Raw genomic sequence first — 16,479 nt, 5'->3', positions numbered from 1 at the left:
GTTCGGCTACCGGCTGATGGTGTTCGCGACGATGGGCATCACGGCGCTGTCGTTCGTCGTGTGGGCCCACCACATGTTCGCCACGGGCGCGGTGCTGCTGCCGTTCTTCTCGTTCCTGACGTTCATGATCGCCGTGCCCACCGGCATCAAGTTCTTCAACTGGATCGGCACCATGTGGAAGGGCCAGCTGACGTTCGAGACGCCGATGCTGTGGTCGATCGGGTTCCTGCTGACGTTCCTGCTCGGCGGACTGACCGGGGTCATCCTCGCCGCCCCGCCGCTGGACTTCCACGTCACCGACAGCTACTTCGTGGTGGCGCATTTCCACTACGTGCTGTTCGGCACCATCGTGTTCGCGACGTTCGCCGGCATTTACTTCTGGTTCCCGAAGATCACGGGACGGATGCTCAACGAGCCGCTGGGCAAGCTGCATTTCTGGCTGACGTTCGTGGGTTTCCACCTGACGTTCCTCGTGCAGCACTGGCTCGGCGACGAGGGCATGCCCCGCCGCTACGCCGACTACCTGCCCTCCGATGGGTTCACACTGTTGAACACCGTCTCGACGATCGGCGCGTTCGTGCTGGGGCTGTCGATGCTGCCGTTCGTGTGGAACGTAGTGCGCAGCTATCGGTACGGCGATGCCGTCGACGTGGACGACCCCTGGGGCTACGGCAACTCACTGGAGTGGGCCACGTCTTGCCCGCCGCCTCGCCACAACTTCACCGAGCTGCCGAAGATCCGGTCGGAGCGGCCCGCGTTCGAGCTGCACTACCCGCACGTAGTCGAGCCGTTGCGCAGGGAAGGGCACATCACCTTCACCGGCAAGGTCAGACCGCACGGAACCGATCGGCAGCCCCTGTCGGTGCAGGCTTCGGAGGCGACGAAGGGTGATACCGGCTGACCGGCTCTAATACCACGAACAGGTCCGTGAGATACATGGCGAGCAGGCCACTAGCGAGCGATGCCGCCGGCTGTCGCGGGGGCGAGCAACCTGCCGCTGTCGTGCTGAAGCAACGATTCGATTGGACGATGACCTGGGCGGTCGCACCCACTCCGATCCCGATCAGGAACGCGGAGAGCTCCGCGTTGTTCACCGCGGCATCGAGGAGAGCTCCCGCGATCGCGGGAGCCGCCGGTCAGGCGGCGAGCACCAGGGCCACACCGAGGGCTGACAACGAGATCAGCGCGGCCCGAGAGCCGCCAGGAGGGGTGCAACCGACGCCGCGACCGCGCGGTCATGGAGATCCTCTCATGACGCGATCGACTGCGGCCTGCACCTCGTCCGCATTGCGAAGGACGAGGGGGTCGGTGATGCGCTCGACTGAGCCGTCGGGCAGCACGAGGTAGTTGGCCGGCAGCACCGGAGGGACCCGCAGGGCTTTCAGCACGGCCTCGTTGCCATCGTAAACAGAGGGGTAGGCCACGCCGAGATCCGCCATGAATTCCAGCCCGGCCGAGGCCTGCTCCTTCACGTTGACCCCAAGAACTGCGACCGAGCCGGGGCGCCCGGCGTAGGTGGCGAGTACGGGCATCTCCTCGCGGCAGGGCACGCACCATGAGGCCCAAAAGTTGAGGAGTGTCGACCTTCCGGCGAGGGTTGCACCGAGGTCGACCATGCCCGGCGTGCCGAGGCACGGGGCGCGGACATCGGCCAGTGGACCTCGTGGTGCTGGCGCGTCGGGGGAGCGGCTCGGACAGGGTTGCATGGCGGCGCGTTGCCGTAGTGGAGCGAGTGCGGCGTCGTCCTCCGGTGGTCCGGCTGCGGGCAGAGAGGAGATGATGTTTAAGTCAACGGGCCCGCCGCCCTCGTCCTCGCCACCTCTTGGCCAGAGCGCGACGATGCCCGCCACGGCCAGGACTACCACGACGATGGTCCATCGCCCCGCACTCGTCATCCGCCACCTCCATTGCTACTAACAATCATCGTAGATTTTAGATCGGTGGCCAGCCCAGACGGGCATAGAGTGCGAGCATCCTGCCCATCAATGCGGTCCAGCCGCCGGTGAGCATGGCGACTCCCATCGCGATGAGCAGCACTCCACCGGCCACCTCGATCCGGCGCGCGTGACGGCGGAACCAGTCGGAGCCGGTCCTGCCGCGGGCGAGCCCAAGGGTCAGCAGCAGGAAGGGCAGCCCGAGTCCGAGCGAGTAGGCAAGCAGGAGCACTGCTCCGCGGCCGACGGTCGCGGTGCTCGCGGCGGTGGTCAGGATGGAGGCGAGTACCGGTCCCACGCACGGGGTCCAGCCGAACGCGAATGCCGCGCCCAGGGGAAGGGCGCCCCCCGGACCCCGGCCGAACCGCGTGAGGTCGAATCGAAGTTGGCGATGCAGCAGCGGGATCCTGATCAGGCCGGTCGTTACGAGGCCCATCACCACGATCAGTGCTCCGCCGACGATGTTGATCGTGCGCAGGTTGTTCGCGAGGAGGTAGCCCAGTGCTGACGAGGTTGCGCCGAGTGTCGTGAACACGGCGGAGAACCCCGCGATGAAAAGCAAAGCGCCGCTCAATGCCTTCCGGCGCTCTCGGGCAGGTAGCGGTTCGCCAGCGGCTACGGGTCTGGTGAGCCCGGAGACGTAGGACACGTAACCGGGCAGCAGTGGCAGTGTGCAGGGAGAGGTGAAGGAGACGAGTCCGGCTACCAGCGCCAGTGACGCCAGCGCGAAGAGCTCCATCCGTCTCACCTCCCTCTCAAGGCGCGTCGACCCGTTTGCGGAACAGCCGGGCTCAACCAGTAACCTACGACTTGAGATAGTAATCAGCGTGCGCGTCAGCGCTCATCCGGAGTCCGACTATGCCGAGCCCAGTGTCCGCTAGTGACAGCATCGTGACGTTGATGGACGTAGCGGTCGTCGTCGAACGCGTCCCAGTTTTGCGCGGCCTTACGCTTGGTGTCACGGCGGGAGAATCCGTCGGCGTGGTCGGTGCGAATGGGTCGGGCAAGAGCACCCTGCTGCGGGTGTTGGCGACGCTGCTGGCGCCGGTGCGCGGGCACGGCCGGGTGCTCGGCGCCGAGCTGGGCACGGACGAGATTTTCGCGGTGCGTCCCGGCATTGCGTTGGTCGGGCACGTGCCTTCCCTATATCCGCGGCTGACGCTACGGGAGAACTTGCGCTTCCTGGCCAGGCTGACGGGACGTCGTGAGCAGGCTGCTGACGATGCGCTCGAATCAGTGGGGCTGGCGCCGGCGGGCGACCGGCGGGCGGAGGTGTGCTCGCAGGGAATGCTGCGGCGGGCGGAGCTGGCCCGTGTTCTGCTTGCGCAGCCCAGGTTGCTGCTGCTCGACGAGGCACACGCTGGGCTGGACGACGGGTCGATCGGTCTCGTGGAATTCGTGATCCGGCGGGTCAGCGAACGTGGCGGCGCGAGTGTCATCGTTTCGCACGACCAGCCACGTCTTCGAGGCCTCGCGGACCGCATGGTCGAAATCAGGAACGGGCAGGCTGTCCCCGCTGATGAGGAGGTGCCGGCATGAGGCAGGTGCCATCCGCAACACCTGGCCCGATCCGGCAGTGTGCCGAGTTGGCGCGCAAGGACCTGCGACTGGAGCTGCGCGCCGGCGAAGCGTTACTGGTCACAGCGCCGTTTGGGGCGGTGGCGCTGCTCCTTGTTCCGCTCGCGATCGGCAGCGACGCGCCGCTGCTGCGGCAGGTGGGCCCTGGCCTGTATTGGGTTGTAGTACTCCTGTTCGGGGTTTTAGTGACGCTGCGGCAGAGCGCTGTAGAGGGCCCGGCCCAACTCGCGATGCTCCGGCTGTGCGGCGTTCACCCCGCAGTCCGGCTGGCTGGTCGAACACTGGCAAACGCGGTGCTGCTCGTGGTGTTCGAGCTGCTGCTCACGCCGGTCGCGATCGCGCTCTACGACCCGGATCTTTCCGGCTGGCCGTGGCTACTCCCCCTGTTCCCGCTCATAGCGGTGGGCCTGGCAGTGCTCGGCACTCTGGCCAGTGCGCTGGCACACGGCCTGGCCGGACGGACCACGCTCGGGGCGTTACTCGTGGTGCCCTTGGCAGCACCACTGGTGCTGGGCGCGACGCAGACCTTGGCGGCCGCACGGTACGCCCGCCAGCCGTGGGCATGGTTGTTCCTCGTGCTGATGATCGACCTGCTGATCATCGTGGCTACGGCATTGGCCGCACGGCAACTGGAGGAGTCGGCATGACCAGGATTCTCTTCGGACGGCGACTGACAGTCGTGGGGGTGGCGATGTCCGCGGGCCTGGTTGGGGCTATGGTCGCCCCTCCCGATCGCGTGCAGGGGGACGTCCAGCGCCTGATGTACATCCACGTACCGGCCGCCTGGCTCGCGTATCTGAGTTTCGCGGTCACGTTGGGCAGCAGCGTCGGCTGGCTGTCGCGGCGCACGGCGCGTTACGACCGCGTCGCCGCGGCCAGCGCCGAGGTAGGGGTGTTCTTCACCGGCCTTGCCATCGTGCTCGGGTCGATCTGGGGGAAGCCGACTTGGGGAGTGTGGTGGACGTGGGATCCACGGGTGGTCACCACCGCTGTGATGTTCTTCGTCTACCTCGGTTATCTCGCGTTGCGGCGCGCCACAGTTGACTCGGTGGCGCGGGCACGCCGCTCGGCGGTGTTCGGGGTAGTGGCGTTCGTCCAGGTGCCGATCGTGCACATGTCTGTGGTGTGGTGGCGGGCGCTGCACCAGCCTCCGACAGTGCTCAAGCCCGGCGATCCGAGCATCGACCACGTCATGCTCGCGACGTTGTTGCTCAACGTGCTGGCGTTCACGCTGCTGTACCTGCTGCTGCTTCGCGCTCGAATGAGGCTGGCGGTCGTTGAAGAGGAGTTGGAGAGGACGTCGCTGGGCGAGGGTCAGGAACTCGCCGGCAACGCCGTGCTGGCTCCCCGTCTGGAGAGGTCGTAGGTACCGATGTCCCAATGGTCCTGGGTTTTGCTCGGGTACGGCGTTGCGCTCCTCGCGATCGCGGGGTACATGGTGACGCTCGTTCGCCGGTGGGCGGGAGCGAGGCGTCGGATGGGTGATCGGCGGTGAAGCGATACCGGCTGCTGGCGTTCTCCGGCGTCGGCGTGGTGGCGGTCCTTGCCGGGGTGCTCTTGTTCGGGAACCTCAACGAGAACCTGGTGTATTACCTGACGCCGCAGGAGGCTCTGGCTCAGCGAGTCGAGTTCCCCGACGGGAGGCGTTTCCAGCTTGGGGGCTTCGTTGAGAAGGACACTGTGGTCCGCACTCAGGACGGGCTCCGGTTCGCGGTCGCGTCCGGCGTCGAGCCCGGCAGTCCCTCAATCACGGTGGAGCACCACGGCGCGCCGGCGCAACTGTTCCAGGCCGGGATCGGTGTGGTGCTCGAGGGTTCCTGGCAGGGCGACGAGTTCGTGTCCGACACGATGAAGGTCAAGCACGACGAGAACTATCAGCCTCCGGACACTGAGGGAGGCGCCCAGTGACCGTGTTGACACCCGCGATTGGCTGGGTGGGCACCCTACTCGGACTGGCCGGTTCGTTCGTGCTCAGCGTGTTCGGATTCCGCGCGCAGCGCCGGCCGAGCGCCGTACGCCGGAGTCAGCTGCGATTCGCCGTGTGGTGCATGGTGGGCGGTGCTGTGTTGGCCATGGCCGCCTTGGAAGTTGCGCTGCTTACCGACAACTTCGCGATGTCCTATGTTGCCGAGACGCATTCTCGTGCCACACCGTTGTTCTTCACGGTGACCAGCGCGTGGTCAGCGCTGGGCGGCAGCATCGTGCTGTGGGCGCTCGTTCTTGCCGGATATACCGCGGCGGTGATGCGGCAGGTGGCCAGCACCGACGACCGGTTGGGCACCGGTGCGCTCGCTGTCCTGGGCATGGTGAGCGTCTTTTTCTTCGGGTTGGTGTCCACTGTGGCCAACCCGTTCAAGATCCTTCCGAACCCGCCAGCCGACGGGCCTGGCCCGAACCCGATCTTGGCCGACCATGTCATGGTCGCCTTCCACCCGCCGCTGCTTTACCTCGGCTTCGTCGGGTTCACCGTGCCGTTCGCTTTCGCGATCTCCGCGCTGCTGCTGCGTAAGGGCGGGGTGGAGTGGCTGCAGCGGACCCGGCGCGCCAATCTGGTGGCGTGGAGTTTTCTCACCGCCGGCCTCGTGCTCGGCGCGTGGTGGTCGTATGAGGTACTCGGATGGGGTGGCTACTGGGCGTGGGATCCGGTGGAGAATGCCGCGCTGATCCCATGGCTGGTGGCGACCGCCTTTATCCACTCGGCCGTGGTTCAGGTCAAAAGAGGGATGCTGCAGGCGTGGAACTTCGTGCTGGTGATCGCCACGTTCGCGCTGACCATCTTGGGGACGTTCCTGACTCGCTCCGGTGTAGTTGCCTCGGTGCACTCCTTCACCGAATCCGGAGTGGGTCCGGCGTTCCTGGGATTCCTGATCCTCGTACTGGCTGGCGGGTTGACGCTGTTCGCGCTGCGCGGCGACCGCGTCGCCTCTCCAGCGCGTCCGGAGTCGCTCGCCAGTCGGGAGGGCGTGTTCCTGGTCAACAACCTGCTGTTGACGTTGTTCGCGTTCGTCGTACTCAGCGGCACCCTGTATCCGATCATCGTGGAGGCCCTCACCGGTAACCAGGTCTCCGTGGGACGGCCGTTCTTCGACCGGATGTCCGTGCCGCTGTCGTTTGCACTGTTACTCGCGATGGGCGTAGGGCCGTTCACGCCCTACCGGCACGCCTCGGTGGCTGTCTTGTGGGCGCGGCTGAGGGTTCCCTTGCTCCTTGGGAGCGCTGCCGCGGCCGCGCTGGTGGTCCTGGGCGGTGTCTCCTCGGCAGGGGTGGTCATTGTGGCCGGCATCGCCGTGGCCATCGTCACGGCCAGCGTGCGGCAGCTCATCGTCACCGCGCCGAAGCCACGGCGCAAGGGTGTGCCGCGCGTGCTGCGCGGACAGAGGGCCTACTGGGGCGGGCAGCTTGCGCACATCGGCGTGGCCGTGGTGGCCGTGGTGATCGCGGTCTCCGGCGTGCTCGCCACGCGGGCCACGGTGACGGTCGACCGTGGAGAGTCTGTGGAGTTCGCCGGTTACACGTTGACGTTCGAGCGTAGTGAGGAGCACACACAACCGGACCGGTCGACGCGTGATGCGCACATAGTCTTCCGCAGCGACGGTCAGGTGGCTTGGGTGGCCGAGCCACGGCTGAACAGCTTCAACAACCAGACCCAGGCAGTCGGTCAGCCGTCAGTGTGGAGCGGCCCGAGCCGAGACATCTACGTCGCGCTCGCGCAGCTCGGTGACGACCAGGTGTCGCTTAACCTGTACCGCTACCCGTTGATGGTTTGGATGTGGGTCGGCGGTGGCCTGATCGCGGCCGGAGGATTCTGGGCCTTGAGCGGCCGGACTCGCCGCGCCACAGCCAACAACACCCCCGAGCCGGTGATGGCAGATGCGTAGCGGCAGGGTCTCCCAAGGTGGACTTGTGCTGGCCATCGTCGCTCTCGTAGGGCTCGCCGTCGGTGGCCTGCTCACCGCGGGGCCGGGGACCCCGGACCGCGCGTACGAACTCGAGCAGCGGTTACGTTGCCCGGTGTGCAAGAGCGTGTCGATCGCGGAGTCGCCGGCCGAGACCGCCGAAGCCATGCGCGCCGTGGTGGCCGACCAGGTGGCTGCAGGGCGCGGCGATCAGGAGATCATCGACTACTTTCGCGCCCGCTACGGCGACTGGGTGCTGCTCGACCCGCCGGCGAGCGGATCAACCCTTGCGCTGTGGATGCTGCCGGTCGCTGCTGTCGTGGTCGGCGGTGTTGCGCTGGCCCTGCTGCGTAGACGGCCGGATGCCGTCGACGAGGTCACCAGCGAGGACCGCATCCGCGTGAGGAGGGCCGTTGACCAGGTGCGATCCAGAGTCGCTGATGGGGACATGCCATGAGTATTGATCGCAAACTGCTTGAACAGTGCCGTGACCAAGCACTCCGTGACATCGTCGGTCTCGAACGGCAGGTAGCCGACAGGGAGATTCCGGAGGAAGCTGCCCAGAAACTGCGCCGCCGCTACGAGGCGACCGCCGCACACGCGCTCGGTGCCTTGGCGTCACTGCCACCCAGCGAGCACCAGGAGGCTCCGAGACCCTCCCGCCGTTCCCGCGCCCGGATCGTCGCGTACGTCGCCGCAGCAGCTGTGGCGGTGTTCGCTGCCGTCCTCCTGCCCCAATACGTGGCAACCCGCCCCGACGGTGGGTTCGTCACGGGCAACGAGGTCGCCCAGACACCGGCCGGGCCGGCGCCCGCAAGCCGGGCACCGGCACCGCGCGATCTATCGACCGTCAGCGCGGCTGAGATGGAAGGCGTGGTCAAGGCCAACCCCACCGTTGTCGGGATGCGGCTCGCTCTGGCCGACCGCTACCTCGAAAAAGGCAACTACGACAAGGCCGCCGAGCATTACGGTGTAGCGCTCAAACAGGATCCGGGCAACCCCGAGGTGCAGGCCGGCGCCGGGTGGCTGCTGTTCAAGATGGGTCAGACCGGCGCGGCGCTGCGCTTCGTCGACCAGGCACTCAACATCGCCCCAACCATGCAGGATGCGCTGTGGTTCAAGGCGAACATCCTGCTCGGCGGCCGGAAGGATCCGGCCGCTGCGCTTGCCATCCTGCGCACGCTCGCCCAACGCGGCGATCTCGGCAGGGACCTCCGCGAGCAGGTGCGGCGGCTGATCACGGAAGCCGAACGGGCTGGCGGCCAATGACCGTCCACGGTGCTGCGACATCAGCGCGTGCGCGCTACTGGTGGCGTGTGCGGTGGATCGCCCTCGGGGTCGCGGTCGTCGCGGTAGGTATCGGTGCGGTCTTCGGCAGCCGACTCGGACAGGATCCCACTCTGGTCGACAGCCCCGTTATTGGAAAGCCCGCCCCGACCGCGACCCTGCCGAATCTAGAGGGTGGCGGGGCCGTGTCACTGGGCGATATGCGGGGCCAGATCGTCGTCGTGAACTTCTGGGCCTCCTGGTGCGTGGCCTGCCGAGAAGAACACTCCGCGCTGGTGTCGGCGGCAAACAACTATCGGTCGGCGGGCGTCGTATTCGTGGGCGTCAACTACCAGGACCAGCGCGGCGCCGCTGTTGGCTTCCTCGATGAGCTGGGCCGCGGGGACCCGTCCGCGTACCGCTATGTCACAGACCCGGGTACGAAGCTGGCCTTGGAGTTCGGCGTATTCGGCGTGCCGGAGACCTTCTTCATCGACCGCGACGGGACCATCGTCGGCAAGATCGCCGGACCTTCGAATTACCAGTTGCTCTCCGCGGCGCTCGACCGGATCCTCGCCGGACGTGAACCACGGTCCCGGACCGAAGGCTCGGTTCAGCCAGCGCCAGGTCAATGAGCTCGTGAGTACTGCGCCAGAGGGTTTCTGGGTTTTGCACACCTATCTACTAGCTAGAATAGTATGGGCTGGTTCCCGGGCTGGGGTGTGACACAGGTCTGTGCCAGTCGCCGTTGCACTGACGTCCGAACAACGAGGAGCGTTGTGCACAGGTACGAGCCTGGCTGGTGAGCCCTCGCCCGTCACACTGGCTGAATTCCCGCGTCACTCGGGCACACTCCCCACGACGGCGTCACGACCAGGCTCGGTGCACAGAACGATTCGCGTCGTGGGTGAACTGTTGGTCACCACTGGCATCGTGGTCCTGCTGTTCGTCGTGTACCAGGTTTACGTGACCGACTGGGTGTCGGCGGGCAAACAACGAGAGGCGAGCGCGGAACTGGACGATAGATGGTCGCGCGAGCGGGAGGTCCGCGCGACGCCGATCGATAGCAAGGCGTTCGCCCGGATATTCATCCCGTCCTTCGGCGCTGACTACGAGTTCACGATTCAGGAAGGAGTCGATCCTGCAACACTGGCTATCGGACCTGGACACTACAAGGACAACGGCGTTGCCCGGCGAACCGGGCAACTTCGCGGTCGCGGGCCACCGGGTTGGCAAGGGCGCCCCGTTCAACGACCTGGACCTGCTGAATTCCTGCGACGCGATTGTCATCGAGACCGCCGACCGGTACTTCGTCTACCGTGTGCTGCCGATGAAGGAGGAGATGGCGAGCTGGGAAGAACGTAAGCGGAGACGGCCTAAGTGCGCCAAAGTGTCGACGCTTCGCGTCCCATCGGCGGCTGACGGAGGCCCGTATGGCGTGACATTCGGGCGCGTGATCGTCACACCGGACCGACGTGACGCAGTGGCTCCGGTGCCGTACCAGGCGCGAGCAGGTGTTCCCGTGACCTCGCGGGCACCCCTGCTCACGTTGACGACGTGTAACCCGAAGTTCTCCGCGCGCCTGCGGATGATCATCCATGCAGTCCTGACCGACGAGTTCCAGAAACGACCAAACGCAGGTTACGCAGATCTGCTGGGCAGGATTGGCGAAGCCTGACCTGATCGCGATGACGGCTCGTACCGGCTCGACGGTTGACTCAGGCGGGGAACGAGCCGTAAGAGGCCAGGTCAGCCGAGGGGGTATGGCCGCGTACGGGCCTGCGACCACCAGCGCCACGACGGCGGCCATCAGCAATAGTCATCCGTCATCGCCGGGCGACGGGTGGTGTGGCAACCGGTCGACCGGTTGGCGCCCCGATCTCACCCGATCAACGCTGACCGTGACGCGTCCTCGCTCGCCAGTCAGTACCGGCCCGGGGAGGTAGGTGCACCGCGACAACGAGAGCATCGTAAGCTACTACGTCAATTAGTAAGTCAAGGCGGACCGAACGACGTGGTGGAAATCAGGTGAGTGGTCTTACCGAATTTGTCATATCCGGACCGATCCTTCTCGCTGCCTTGATGGCGGTGGCCGCTGGGACGGTGTCGTTCGCCTCGCCGTGCTGCGTGCCGTTGGTCCCGGGATACCTGGCCTACCTAGCGGGTCTCGCGGGAGCCGACGCGCCTTCCGTCCATGAGAGCGATGCCAGCCACCGCAGGGGCCGGTGGCGGGTCGCGGGTGCCGCGTTCATGTTCGTACTCGGCTTCACCGTGGTGTTCCTCGCCGCTGTGGTAGCGGTAGTGGGCGCGGCCGACTTCTTGCTGGACAACGAAGATCTGTTGCAGCGCATCGGCGGCGTCATCACGATCGGCATGGGCTTGGTGTTCCTCGGGTTGGTGCCGATGTTGCAACGCGACGTGCGCTTGCGCCGCTTGCCGCGTGGTGGCATCGCCGGCGCGCCCGTGATGGGCGCGGTTTACGGGCTTGGCTGGACACCCTGCCTGGGCCCGACCCTGACAGGTGTCATCGCACTGGCCAGCGGCACGCAGGTGGGCTCGACGACGGCCAGGGGCATTCTCTTGGTATTGGCCTACTGTCTGGGACTTGGGCTGCCGTTCATCCTTCTCGCCCTCGGCGCGCAGTGGGCGGTTCGTACGACGGGCTGGTTGCGGCTCCACAAACGCAAGGTCCAGCTCGTCGGCGGGGCAATGCTGGTGGTCGTGGGTCTGCTTCTGGTGACCGGGTTGTGGGGTGCATTAGTGGCCTGGCTGCGTGGCCCCATCGCGGGGTTCACCACGCCCATCTGAGTTCGTGAGATGAATCGAGATGCTGGAGTGTCCTCCACCCTGCCGAAGCCCGATCGTGGGCGCTGCCTTGTGACGCCCGGTGGAAGGCGGCACTCGCTCCGCGAGATGGATGTGCCGGACAACTGTCGACTATGAGCGTTGCCGGAACGCCTGTGGCATGCCGAGCAGGCAGGCTTGGGCTGAGACTCCGGTCACACTCCCCGGTACCTGGAGGTGGACGATGATCGACATTCGGGGCTGGGGCGGAACCTTCGTCCGTGCCGGCGTTGCATCGATCATCATCTTGGCTACGCTGCTGGTCGGAGCGACCCGGGCCAGCGCGCATCCGACGCTGCTCTTCTCCGACCCGCCGGCGGGGACCGCGATACCTGACTCGCCAAGGGTCATCAACTTGATGTTCAACGAGCCTGTCACCGTGGGCAAGCGTGCCCTCGCTGTGACCGGTGAGGCTGGCGAGGTCGCGCTGTCCGCGGCGATCGTCACACAGGGCGGGCGGATGGTGACGGCTCGTGCCGAACAGCGGCTGGACCACGGCACCTACATCGTGCGATGGCGGGTAACCGGGGCGGACGGCGACCCGATGGAGGACGAGTACAGGTTCGCCGTCGGCACGGCGCTTTCTGGGGCGAGTGTGGCTCGTGGCGACGCCTCCGCGATTGCCTGGGCCGACGCGCTGCTGCGGTGGTTGCTGTTCGCCGGACTTGCCGTGGCGCTTGGGGGTATCGCGGCCGAGCGGTTCACGCGCGCAGCGCGTGTTGAGAAACCCGCGCTGCGCGCGTTGAGGCCATGGACGATGCCGGGAATTCTCATCGGGCTGCTCGCCGCGGCGGGGCTGAGCGCCCGACTTATCACCGACGCGGGCACGGCGAGCACGCTCTGGATCGATCGGATCGGCCAGCTTCTCGGGGTGGAGGCTGCGGCGTTCGCGTTGGCGCTCGTGCTTGTGGCTCTCGGGCGGCGGACGTGGACGGTTGCGCCCTTGCTCGTGGTGGCGGCCGCTGAGGGCCTGCGGTCGCACGCGAACGTCGCCGTCCCGGGATGGGGCGCACTGCTGACCGCCGTGCACGTGGCCGCCGTCGCGGTGTGGCTTGGGGCGCTGCTACACGTGAGCCGTGCCGCACATGCTTGGCGACGGGAGCGCGTCGCGATGCTCTGGGTCTTCCTCGGCTACATGCGGCTGGCGGCGTGGGTGTTTCGTCCTGGTCGTCGGCACCGGCACCGTGTCGGCGCTCCTGCTGATCTCCCTCTCCTCTGTATTCAGTACCACCTACGGCCAGGTGTTGGTGGCCAAGCTCTGTCTCGTCGTCCTCGCGACCGGGGTAGCGCTCGCAGCCCGGGTGGCCGGGCGTCGCCCTGAGCGGTTGGCTCGTGCGGGCATGCTCGTGCGAGTGGAGAGCGCGGTACTCGTCGTGGTGATTGCGGTGAGTGCTGTGCTCGTGTCGGCTCCGCCGGTGGGCAATCGGATGGCGGCGGCGCCTCCGCCAGCTCGCGGCCTCGAGGTTCCGTTGGGGGCGTTGGCCGGTCAGGTAGGCGTAGTAGCCGCAGCGAGCGATGGCCAGCTGGTGGTGCGGTTGTCCACGCCTCGCCGCGGGGACTATTACGCGCCCGATGAGCAACAGCAATACAACCTGTCTGGTGCGGTCGCTGCCGGCGACGAGGACCGCGTACTGACGTTTCGCGCCTGCGGCGAAGGCTGTTTCACAACTGCAGTGGACTGGCGCGCCGGTGAAAACGTGGTGACGTTGCGGGCCGCAGCTGACGGTTGGCGTGGTGGTGTGGTGGCCCTGGTGGTGCCTTGGCCCGCGCAGCGCGCTGCCACGGAACTTGCGCGGGTCGTCAAGGTGATGCGGGCAATCAACGGCTTCACTGTTTACGAGGCCGTGACCAGCGACACCACGCAGCGACTACCAGCTCCGCAGCGCCTTGACCTCGCCGGAGAGTTCTTCATGGCTCAAGAGCCCTATGCCTCCGGCGTGGCGCCGCTCGCCGTCCGGATCGCTCGGGACGGCGAGCCCGTCCAGCTCGCGCTGGGGTTCCCCGCGGCATCGACCACCGTCCGGCTAACGCTCGACGATCAGGGACGGATCAGCGAGGAGACCCTCACCGACGGCAGCCACCTCATCCATCGCCGGTTCGTCTACCCGTAGCTGAGCGCGGAACAGCCACTAGCATGTACCAGCCATCATTTGGGTCATCACCGCGGCGCCGGAGGCCGCGAGCAACGCCGCGCCTAGTAGCGCGGCCAGGACGAGCCAGATCAGCATGGGCCCGCGCCGAAGCGACATGGTTCTGGACGCCGGGGGATCCAGCGTGGGTAGGTCGCGCAGCAGCTCCTCGACCTCGCCGAGGGTGCGTGCGCGGTAGACGGACGCCGCCCGATCCGAGAACTCGTCCAGGGTCAGCCGTCCGTCCCCGACGTGCCGGCGCAGCGTTGTGACGACGCGGTCACGGTCGGCATCCGACGCTCGCATCCACGACTGCTCCATGAGAACCCCGCAAGCTCAGTCGTCGACCGGCGGCGTCCCGGGCCGGCCGCCGACCACCCGACCGCTGGCCAGGACGTCCTGCGCGCGCAGCACACGAACTTCTTCCCGTAGCTCAGCGATCTGCCGGTCAAGTTCGGGATCCTCGCGGGGAGTCGCGCAGTGGCCCTGGCCTCGTAATGTGGGTCGGATACAGAACATGTAGGCGAAAGTCATTGCGACGACCAGGACAATCGCGGTCCACCAGAGAGGCATCAGTACTCACTCCGTGCACGGTCGTTGGCGCGCTCAGCCTTGAGCTGGTCGATCTCCGCTCGCAATAGCGCGATCTGCTGCTCGTTGCCGGACCTGGGGCCAAGGGTCTGACGGCGACCGCGCCCCATCAGCCACATCATGACGCCCATACCTACCGGGCAGGCCAAGACCGCGAGACCCAGCAGAAGCGATTCCATGATTCCTCCAACGACGACACCAATAATCTACTATCAACTTTAGTAGATGTAGCACTGCTGGACCTCGGCTCGTCGGCGGCGGATGCTGACGAGAAGAACTTTCCAGGAGGCTCGGCATGTCTACGAGACGTGTTCTTCAGTACTACGTCGTAGGAGCAGCGCTCGCAGTCGCCGGCCTGGTCGTGGTCGGCTGCGGAGGGCCCAATGGTGCGGACGGTGCCACGACGCCACCTGCCGGAGGTCAGGCGGAAGAAAAGCGCATTAGGGTTTCCCTGACGGACTTCCGCATCGGCATGTCGCAGCGGACCCTCGCCCCCGGGTGGTACACGTTCGTCGTGACCAACGATGGGCAGGCGCGGCATGCGCTGGACATCAAGGACCCTGGTATCGAGGAGGAGCGTACTGAAACGCTTGACGCGGGCGAGTCGGCGAACCTCACCGTCACGCTGTCCGCCGATGTCTACGACGTCTACTGCCCTGTCGGCAATCATCGAGAACTGGGTATGGAGACCACCGTTGGCGGTCGAGCTGCCTCAACGACCGACGATGGAGCCGATGGCTATTAGCGGCGACGGCGCTGGCAGGCGCAGGGTGGGCTAAGCGAGCCCCATTCCGCAGTCGTACCCAACCTACTATGTTGAATAGTAGGTTGGGGGCATATGACTGGCGGAAGGATCGCGACCGTGGGGAAAAAGCCGCACAAGAAGGCGGCCGGCAACAGGTCGGCGCGCATGGGGACCAAGGTCACGACCGACCGCGCTGAACGGAAGCAGGGTGGTGCTGGCGTCCCGCCGGCGCTCGCGCGTAACGTCGCTTCCGTCGCGCCCGCGAGCGCGGTTCCGGCTCTTGCCGCCCTTCCGAAAAGCGCACCTGTACGGCGCGACGCGGCCAAGACTGTAGGTGGCGGTGCGGCGATCCTGCGTGTGGACGAGGAGCAGCCGGCCGCGAGGGGATGCCTGTCGGCTGCACTCGCGGGCGCCGAACCTCAGGGCCTGGCGGCGACGTACTCGTTCGAGGTACCCGAATCCGGCGGGCCATACTCGGGGGCGATCCGGTTCGTCGGAACCCGCGTTCGGGTGCTGGGGAAGCCCGACCCTGGGGATCGGTTCGAGCGCATCGAGAGGTTCGACGGGCTCGAACCGGGTAGCGGTCGGGGAGCCATCACTACCCGCGCGCTGGGGATCAACCCCGGTGAGTGGAGAGTTACCGCTATGTCAGCTGAGAGGTCGGCGGCGCCAACGAGCATGCGCCTGCCCCGGCGTGTCATCTCAACGGCGACGACGTTCGGTCAGCTGGCGCAAGGACCTGCGGTGCGGCTGGCGGCGTGGCCCACGCTGGTCGGAATGGGTGCGGTTGTCGCTGTCGTGTTCCAGGCGCTGCTGGCCGGCAGAGCGGGTATCGACGTCGCGGCCGTGCTCGTGATGTCGTTGATCGGCTGCATCCTGGGCTTCGTGGGCGGTAAGGCGTACTACCTCGTCTTGCATCACAAGCATCCGCGGCAGTTCCTCAGCGCCGGCGCCTGCATACAGGGTTTCCTCCTCGTCGCACTTGGGGTTGTCGCGGTGGGGGCGGCGGCGCTAGGCATACCGATCGGCGTGCTGCTGGATACCACGGCGCCGGGGGTGTTCCTGGGCATGGCGGTGGGGCGCCCCGGATGCTGGCTCACCGGCTGCTGCGCGGGCCGCCCGACCAGTTCCCGCTGGGGTATGTGGTCCTCGGATCGTCGACTGGCTACTCGCCGATTTCCGGTGCAACTTCTCGAAGCTGCGGCGGCGTTGGTGATCGGCGCCGTCTCGCTGATCCTTGTGCTCACGACTCAGCCATCCATCGCCGGAGTGATCTTCGTCGGCGCGGTCGCGGCCTACACCTTCGGTAGGCAGTTGCTTTTTCCCTTACGGGCCGAGTCACGTACTCGGATCGGACGCTCGGTCACCATGGTCGTCTGTGGGGTCGTACTCGCTGCCACCGTGAGTCTTCCCATCCTCGCGTAAGTCCGGAAGGCATGACCGTCCCTGGTGGGAGTCTTGCTGAGTCTTCACGAGGCTGAGCAGTTGCACGACCG

Annotated in this window: 19 protein-coding genes; 15 read left to right on the top strand and 4 right to left on the bottom strand. The window is 66.6% G+C overall.

The genetic code is table 11. The features are described 5' to 3' along the window. Nucleotides 1-901 (top strand): cbb3-type cytochrome c oxidase subunit I (locus tag DI005_RS22470; protein WP_199543106.1); only part of this gene is annotated, 901 nt, incomplete at its 5' end. A 334-nt stretch (nt 902-1,235) separates the two neighbouring features. On the opposite strand, the gene DI005_RS22465 is transcribed toward DI005_RS22470, so the two are convergent. Together DI005_RS22465 and DI005_RS22460 are read right to left on the bottom strand one after the other, a co-directional pair. Next, the gene (locus DI005_RS22465) at nt 1,236-1,895 is read right to left on the bottom strand and encodes a TlpA disulfide reductase family protein (protein ID WP_113643431.1); all 660 of its coding nucleotides are present in this window, start codon (nt 1,893-1,895) and stop codon (nt 1,236-1,238) included. A gap of 37 nt (nt 1,896-1,932) precedes the next feature. Then, a complete protein-coding gene (locus tag DI005_RS22460) occupies nt 1,933-2,673 on the bottom strand; it encodes a cytochrome c biogenesis CcdA family protein (protein ID WP_113643430.1) in 741 nt (246 codons plus the stop codon). 161 nt (nt 2,674-2,834) lie between these two features. On the opposite strand from DI005_RS22460, the gene DI005_RS22455 reads away from it, so the two are divergent. The 12 genes from DI005_RS22455 (at nt 2,835) to DI005_RS22400 (ending at nt 13,629) form a co-directional block, all read left to right on the top strand. Then, nucleotides 2,835-3,473 (top strand): ATP-binding cassette domain-containing protein, encoded by a 639-nt coding sequence (locus DI005_RS22455; protein ID WP_233520275.1) that lies wholly within the window; start codon nt 2,835-2,837, stop codon nt 3,471-3,473. A 47-nt stretch (nt 3,474-3,520) separates the two neighbouring features. Then, nucleotides 3,521-4,159, top strand: a complete 639-nt coding sequence (locus DI005_RS22450; RefSeq protein ID WP_233520269.1) for a heme exporter protein CcmB — start codon at nt 3,521-3,523, stop codon at nt 4,157-4,159. 44 nt (nt 4,160-4,203) lie between these two features. Next, nucleotides 4,204-4,878, top strand: coding sequence for a cytochrome c biogenesis protein CcsA (ccsA, locus tag DI005_RS22445; protein ID WP_233520274.1), 675 nt, complete (start codon nt 4,204-4,206; stop codon nt 4,876-4,878). 125 nt (nt 4,879-5,003) lie between these two features. Next, a complete protein-coding gene (locus tag DI005_RS22440) occupies nt 5,004-5,420 on the top strand; it encodes a cytochrome c maturation protein CcmE (RefSeq protein WP_113643427.1) in 417 nt (138 codons plus the stop codon). Then, entirely contained in the window at nt 5,417-7,390 is a 1,974-nt protein-coding gene (locus DI005_RS22435) for a heme lyase CcmF/NrfE family subunit (RefSeq protein WP_113643426.1), read from the top strand. Before DI005_RS22440 ends, DI005_RS22435 begins: the two co-directional genes overlap by 4 nt. Before the next feature lie 25 nt (nt 7,391-7,415). Next, nucleotides 7,416-7,865 (top strand): cytochrome c-type biogenesis protein CcmH, encoded by a 450-nt coding sequence (locus DI005_RS22430; RefSeq protein WP_233520268.1) that lies wholly within the window; start codon nt 7,416-7,418, stop codon nt 7,863-7,865. Beyond that, nucleotides 7,862-8,677: a tetratricopeptide repeat protein gene (locus DI005_RS22425; protein ID WP_113643424.1), complete on the top strand. Its 816-nt coding sequence runs from the start codon at nt 7,862-7,864 to the stop codon at nt 8,675-8,677. Before DI005_RS22430 ends, DI005_RS22425 begins: the two co-directional genes overlap by 4 nt. After that, complete coding sequence (locus DI005_RS22420) at nt 8,674-9,309, top strand: redoxin domain-containing protein (RefSeq protein WP_113643423.1); 636 nt, start codon at nt 8,674-8,676, stop codon at nt 9,307-9,309. The genes DI005_RS22425 and DI005_RS22420 overlap by 4 nt, the downstream gene beginning before the upstream one ends. Nucleotides 9,310-9,860: 551 nt before the next feature. After that, nucleotides 9,861-10,352 carry a sortase domain-bontaining protein gene (locus DI005_RS39755; protein ID WP_369973610.1) on the top strand — a complete coding sequence of 164 codons (492 nt, stop codon included), beginning with the start codon at nt 9,861-9,863 and terminating at the stop codon, nt 10,350-10,352. A 350-nt stretch (nt 10,353-10,702) separates the two neighbouring features. After that, nucleotides 10,703-11,482: a cytochrome c biogenesis CcdA family protein gene (locus tag DI005_RS22410; RefSeq protein ID WP_113643422.1), complete on the top strand. Its 780-nt coding sequence runs from the start codon at nt 10,703-10,705 to the stop codon at nt 11,480-11,482. 220 nt (nt 11,483-11,702) lie between these two features. Next, entirely contained in the window at nt 11,703-12,839 is a 1,137-nt protein-coding gene (locus DI005_RS22405; RefSeq protein ID WP_158559872.1) for a copper resistance CopC family protein, read from the top strand. Then, on the top strand, nt 12,721-13,629 hold the full coding sequence (locus DI005_RS22400; RefSeq protein WP_369973612.1) for a CopD family protein: 909 nt from the start codon (nt 12,721-12,723) through the stop codon (nt 13,627-13,629). Before DI005_RS22405 ends, DI005_RS22400 begins: the two co-directional genes overlap by 119 nt. A gap of 18 nt (nt 13,630-13,647) precedes the next feature. On the opposite strand, the gene DI005_RS22395 is transcribed toward DI005_RS22400, so the two are convergent. Together DI005_RS22395 and DI005_RS22385 are read right to left on the bottom strand one after the other, a co-directional pair. Continuing rightward, on the bottom strand, nt 13,648-13,953 hold the full coding sequence (locus DI005_RS22395) for a DUF1707 domain-containing protein (RefSeq protein ID WP_199543104.1): 306 nt from the start codon (nt 13,951-13,953) through the stop codon (nt 13,648-13,650). 266 nt (nt 13,954-14,219) lie between these two features. Continuing rightward, nucleotides 14,220-14,417, bottom strand: a complete 198-nt coding sequence (locus DI005_RS22385) for a hypothetical protein (protein WP_113643417.1) — start codon at nt 14,415-14,417, stop codon at nt 14,220-14,222. A gap of 116 nt (nt 14,418-14,533) precedes the next feature. Here DI005_RS22385 and DI005_RS38015 point away from each other — a divergent pair, with 116 nt between their 5' ends. After that, nucleotides 14,534-14,983, top strand: coding sequence for a copper-binding protein (locus tag DI005_RS38015; RefSeq protein ID WP_147263901.1), 450 nt, complete (start codon nt 14,534-14,536; stop codon nt 14,981-14,983). 117 nt (nt 14,984-15,100) lie between these two features. Continuing rightward, nucleotides 15,101-16,408: a prolipoprotein diacylglyceryl transferase gene (locus DI005_RS38700; protein ID WP_199543103.1), complete on the top strand. Its 1,308-nt coding sequence runs from the start codon at nt 15,101-15,103 to the stop codon at nt 16,406-16,408. Nucleotides 16,409-16,479: the final 71 nt, after the last annotated feature.

This window comes from Prauserella sp. PE36 (genome assembly GCF_003311655.1).
GTDB classification, from domain to species: Bacteria; Actinomycetota; Actinomycetes; order Mycobacteriales; family Pseudonocardiaceae; genus Prauserella_A; species Prauserella_A endophytica.
Note: the sequence above shows the minus strand (reverse complement) of the source record. Positions and strands in the feature narration are given on the sequence as shown.

Coding starts and splice junctions, on each gene's coding strand:
- DI005_RS22465 (WP_113643431.1), bottom strand. CDS start 1,895: ATGACGAGTGCGGGGCGATGGACCATCGTCGTGGTAGTCCTGGCCGTG.
- DI005_RS22460 (WP_113643430.1), bottom strand. CDS start 2,673: ATGGAGCTCTTCGCGCTGGCGTCACTGGCGCTGGTAGCCGGACTCGTC.
- DI005_RS22455 (WP_233520275.1), top strand. CDS start 2,835: ATGGACGTAGCGGTCGTCGTCGAACGCGTCCCAGTTTTGCGCGGCCTT.
- ccsA (WP_233520274.1), top strand. CDS start 4,204: ATGTCCGCGGGCCTGGTTGGGGCTATGGTCGCCCCTCCCGATCGCGTG.
- DI005_RS22425 (WP_113643424.1), top strand. CDS start 7,862: ATGAGTATTGATCGCAAACTGCTTGAACAGTGCCGTGACCAAGCACTC.
- DI005_RS22420 (WP_113643423.1), top strand. CDS start 8,674: ATGACCGTCCACGGTGCTGCGACATCAGCGCGTGCGCGCTACTGGTGG.
- DI005_RS22405 (WP_158559872.1), top strand. CDS start 11,703: ATGATCGACATTCGGGGCTGGGGCGGAACCTTCGTCCGTGCCGGCGTT.
- DI005_RS22395 (WP_199543104.1), bottom strand. CDS start 13,953: ATGCGAGCGTCGGATGCCGACCGTGACCGCGTCGTCACAACGCTGCGC.
- DI005_RS22385 (WP_113643417.1), bottom strand. CDS start 14,417: ATGGAATCGCTTCTGCTGGGTCTCGCGGTCTTGGCCTGCCCGGTAGGT.
- DI005_RS38015 (WP_147263901.1), top strand. CDS start 14,534: ATGTCTACGAGACGTGTTCTTCAGTACTACGTCGTAGGAGCAGCGCTC.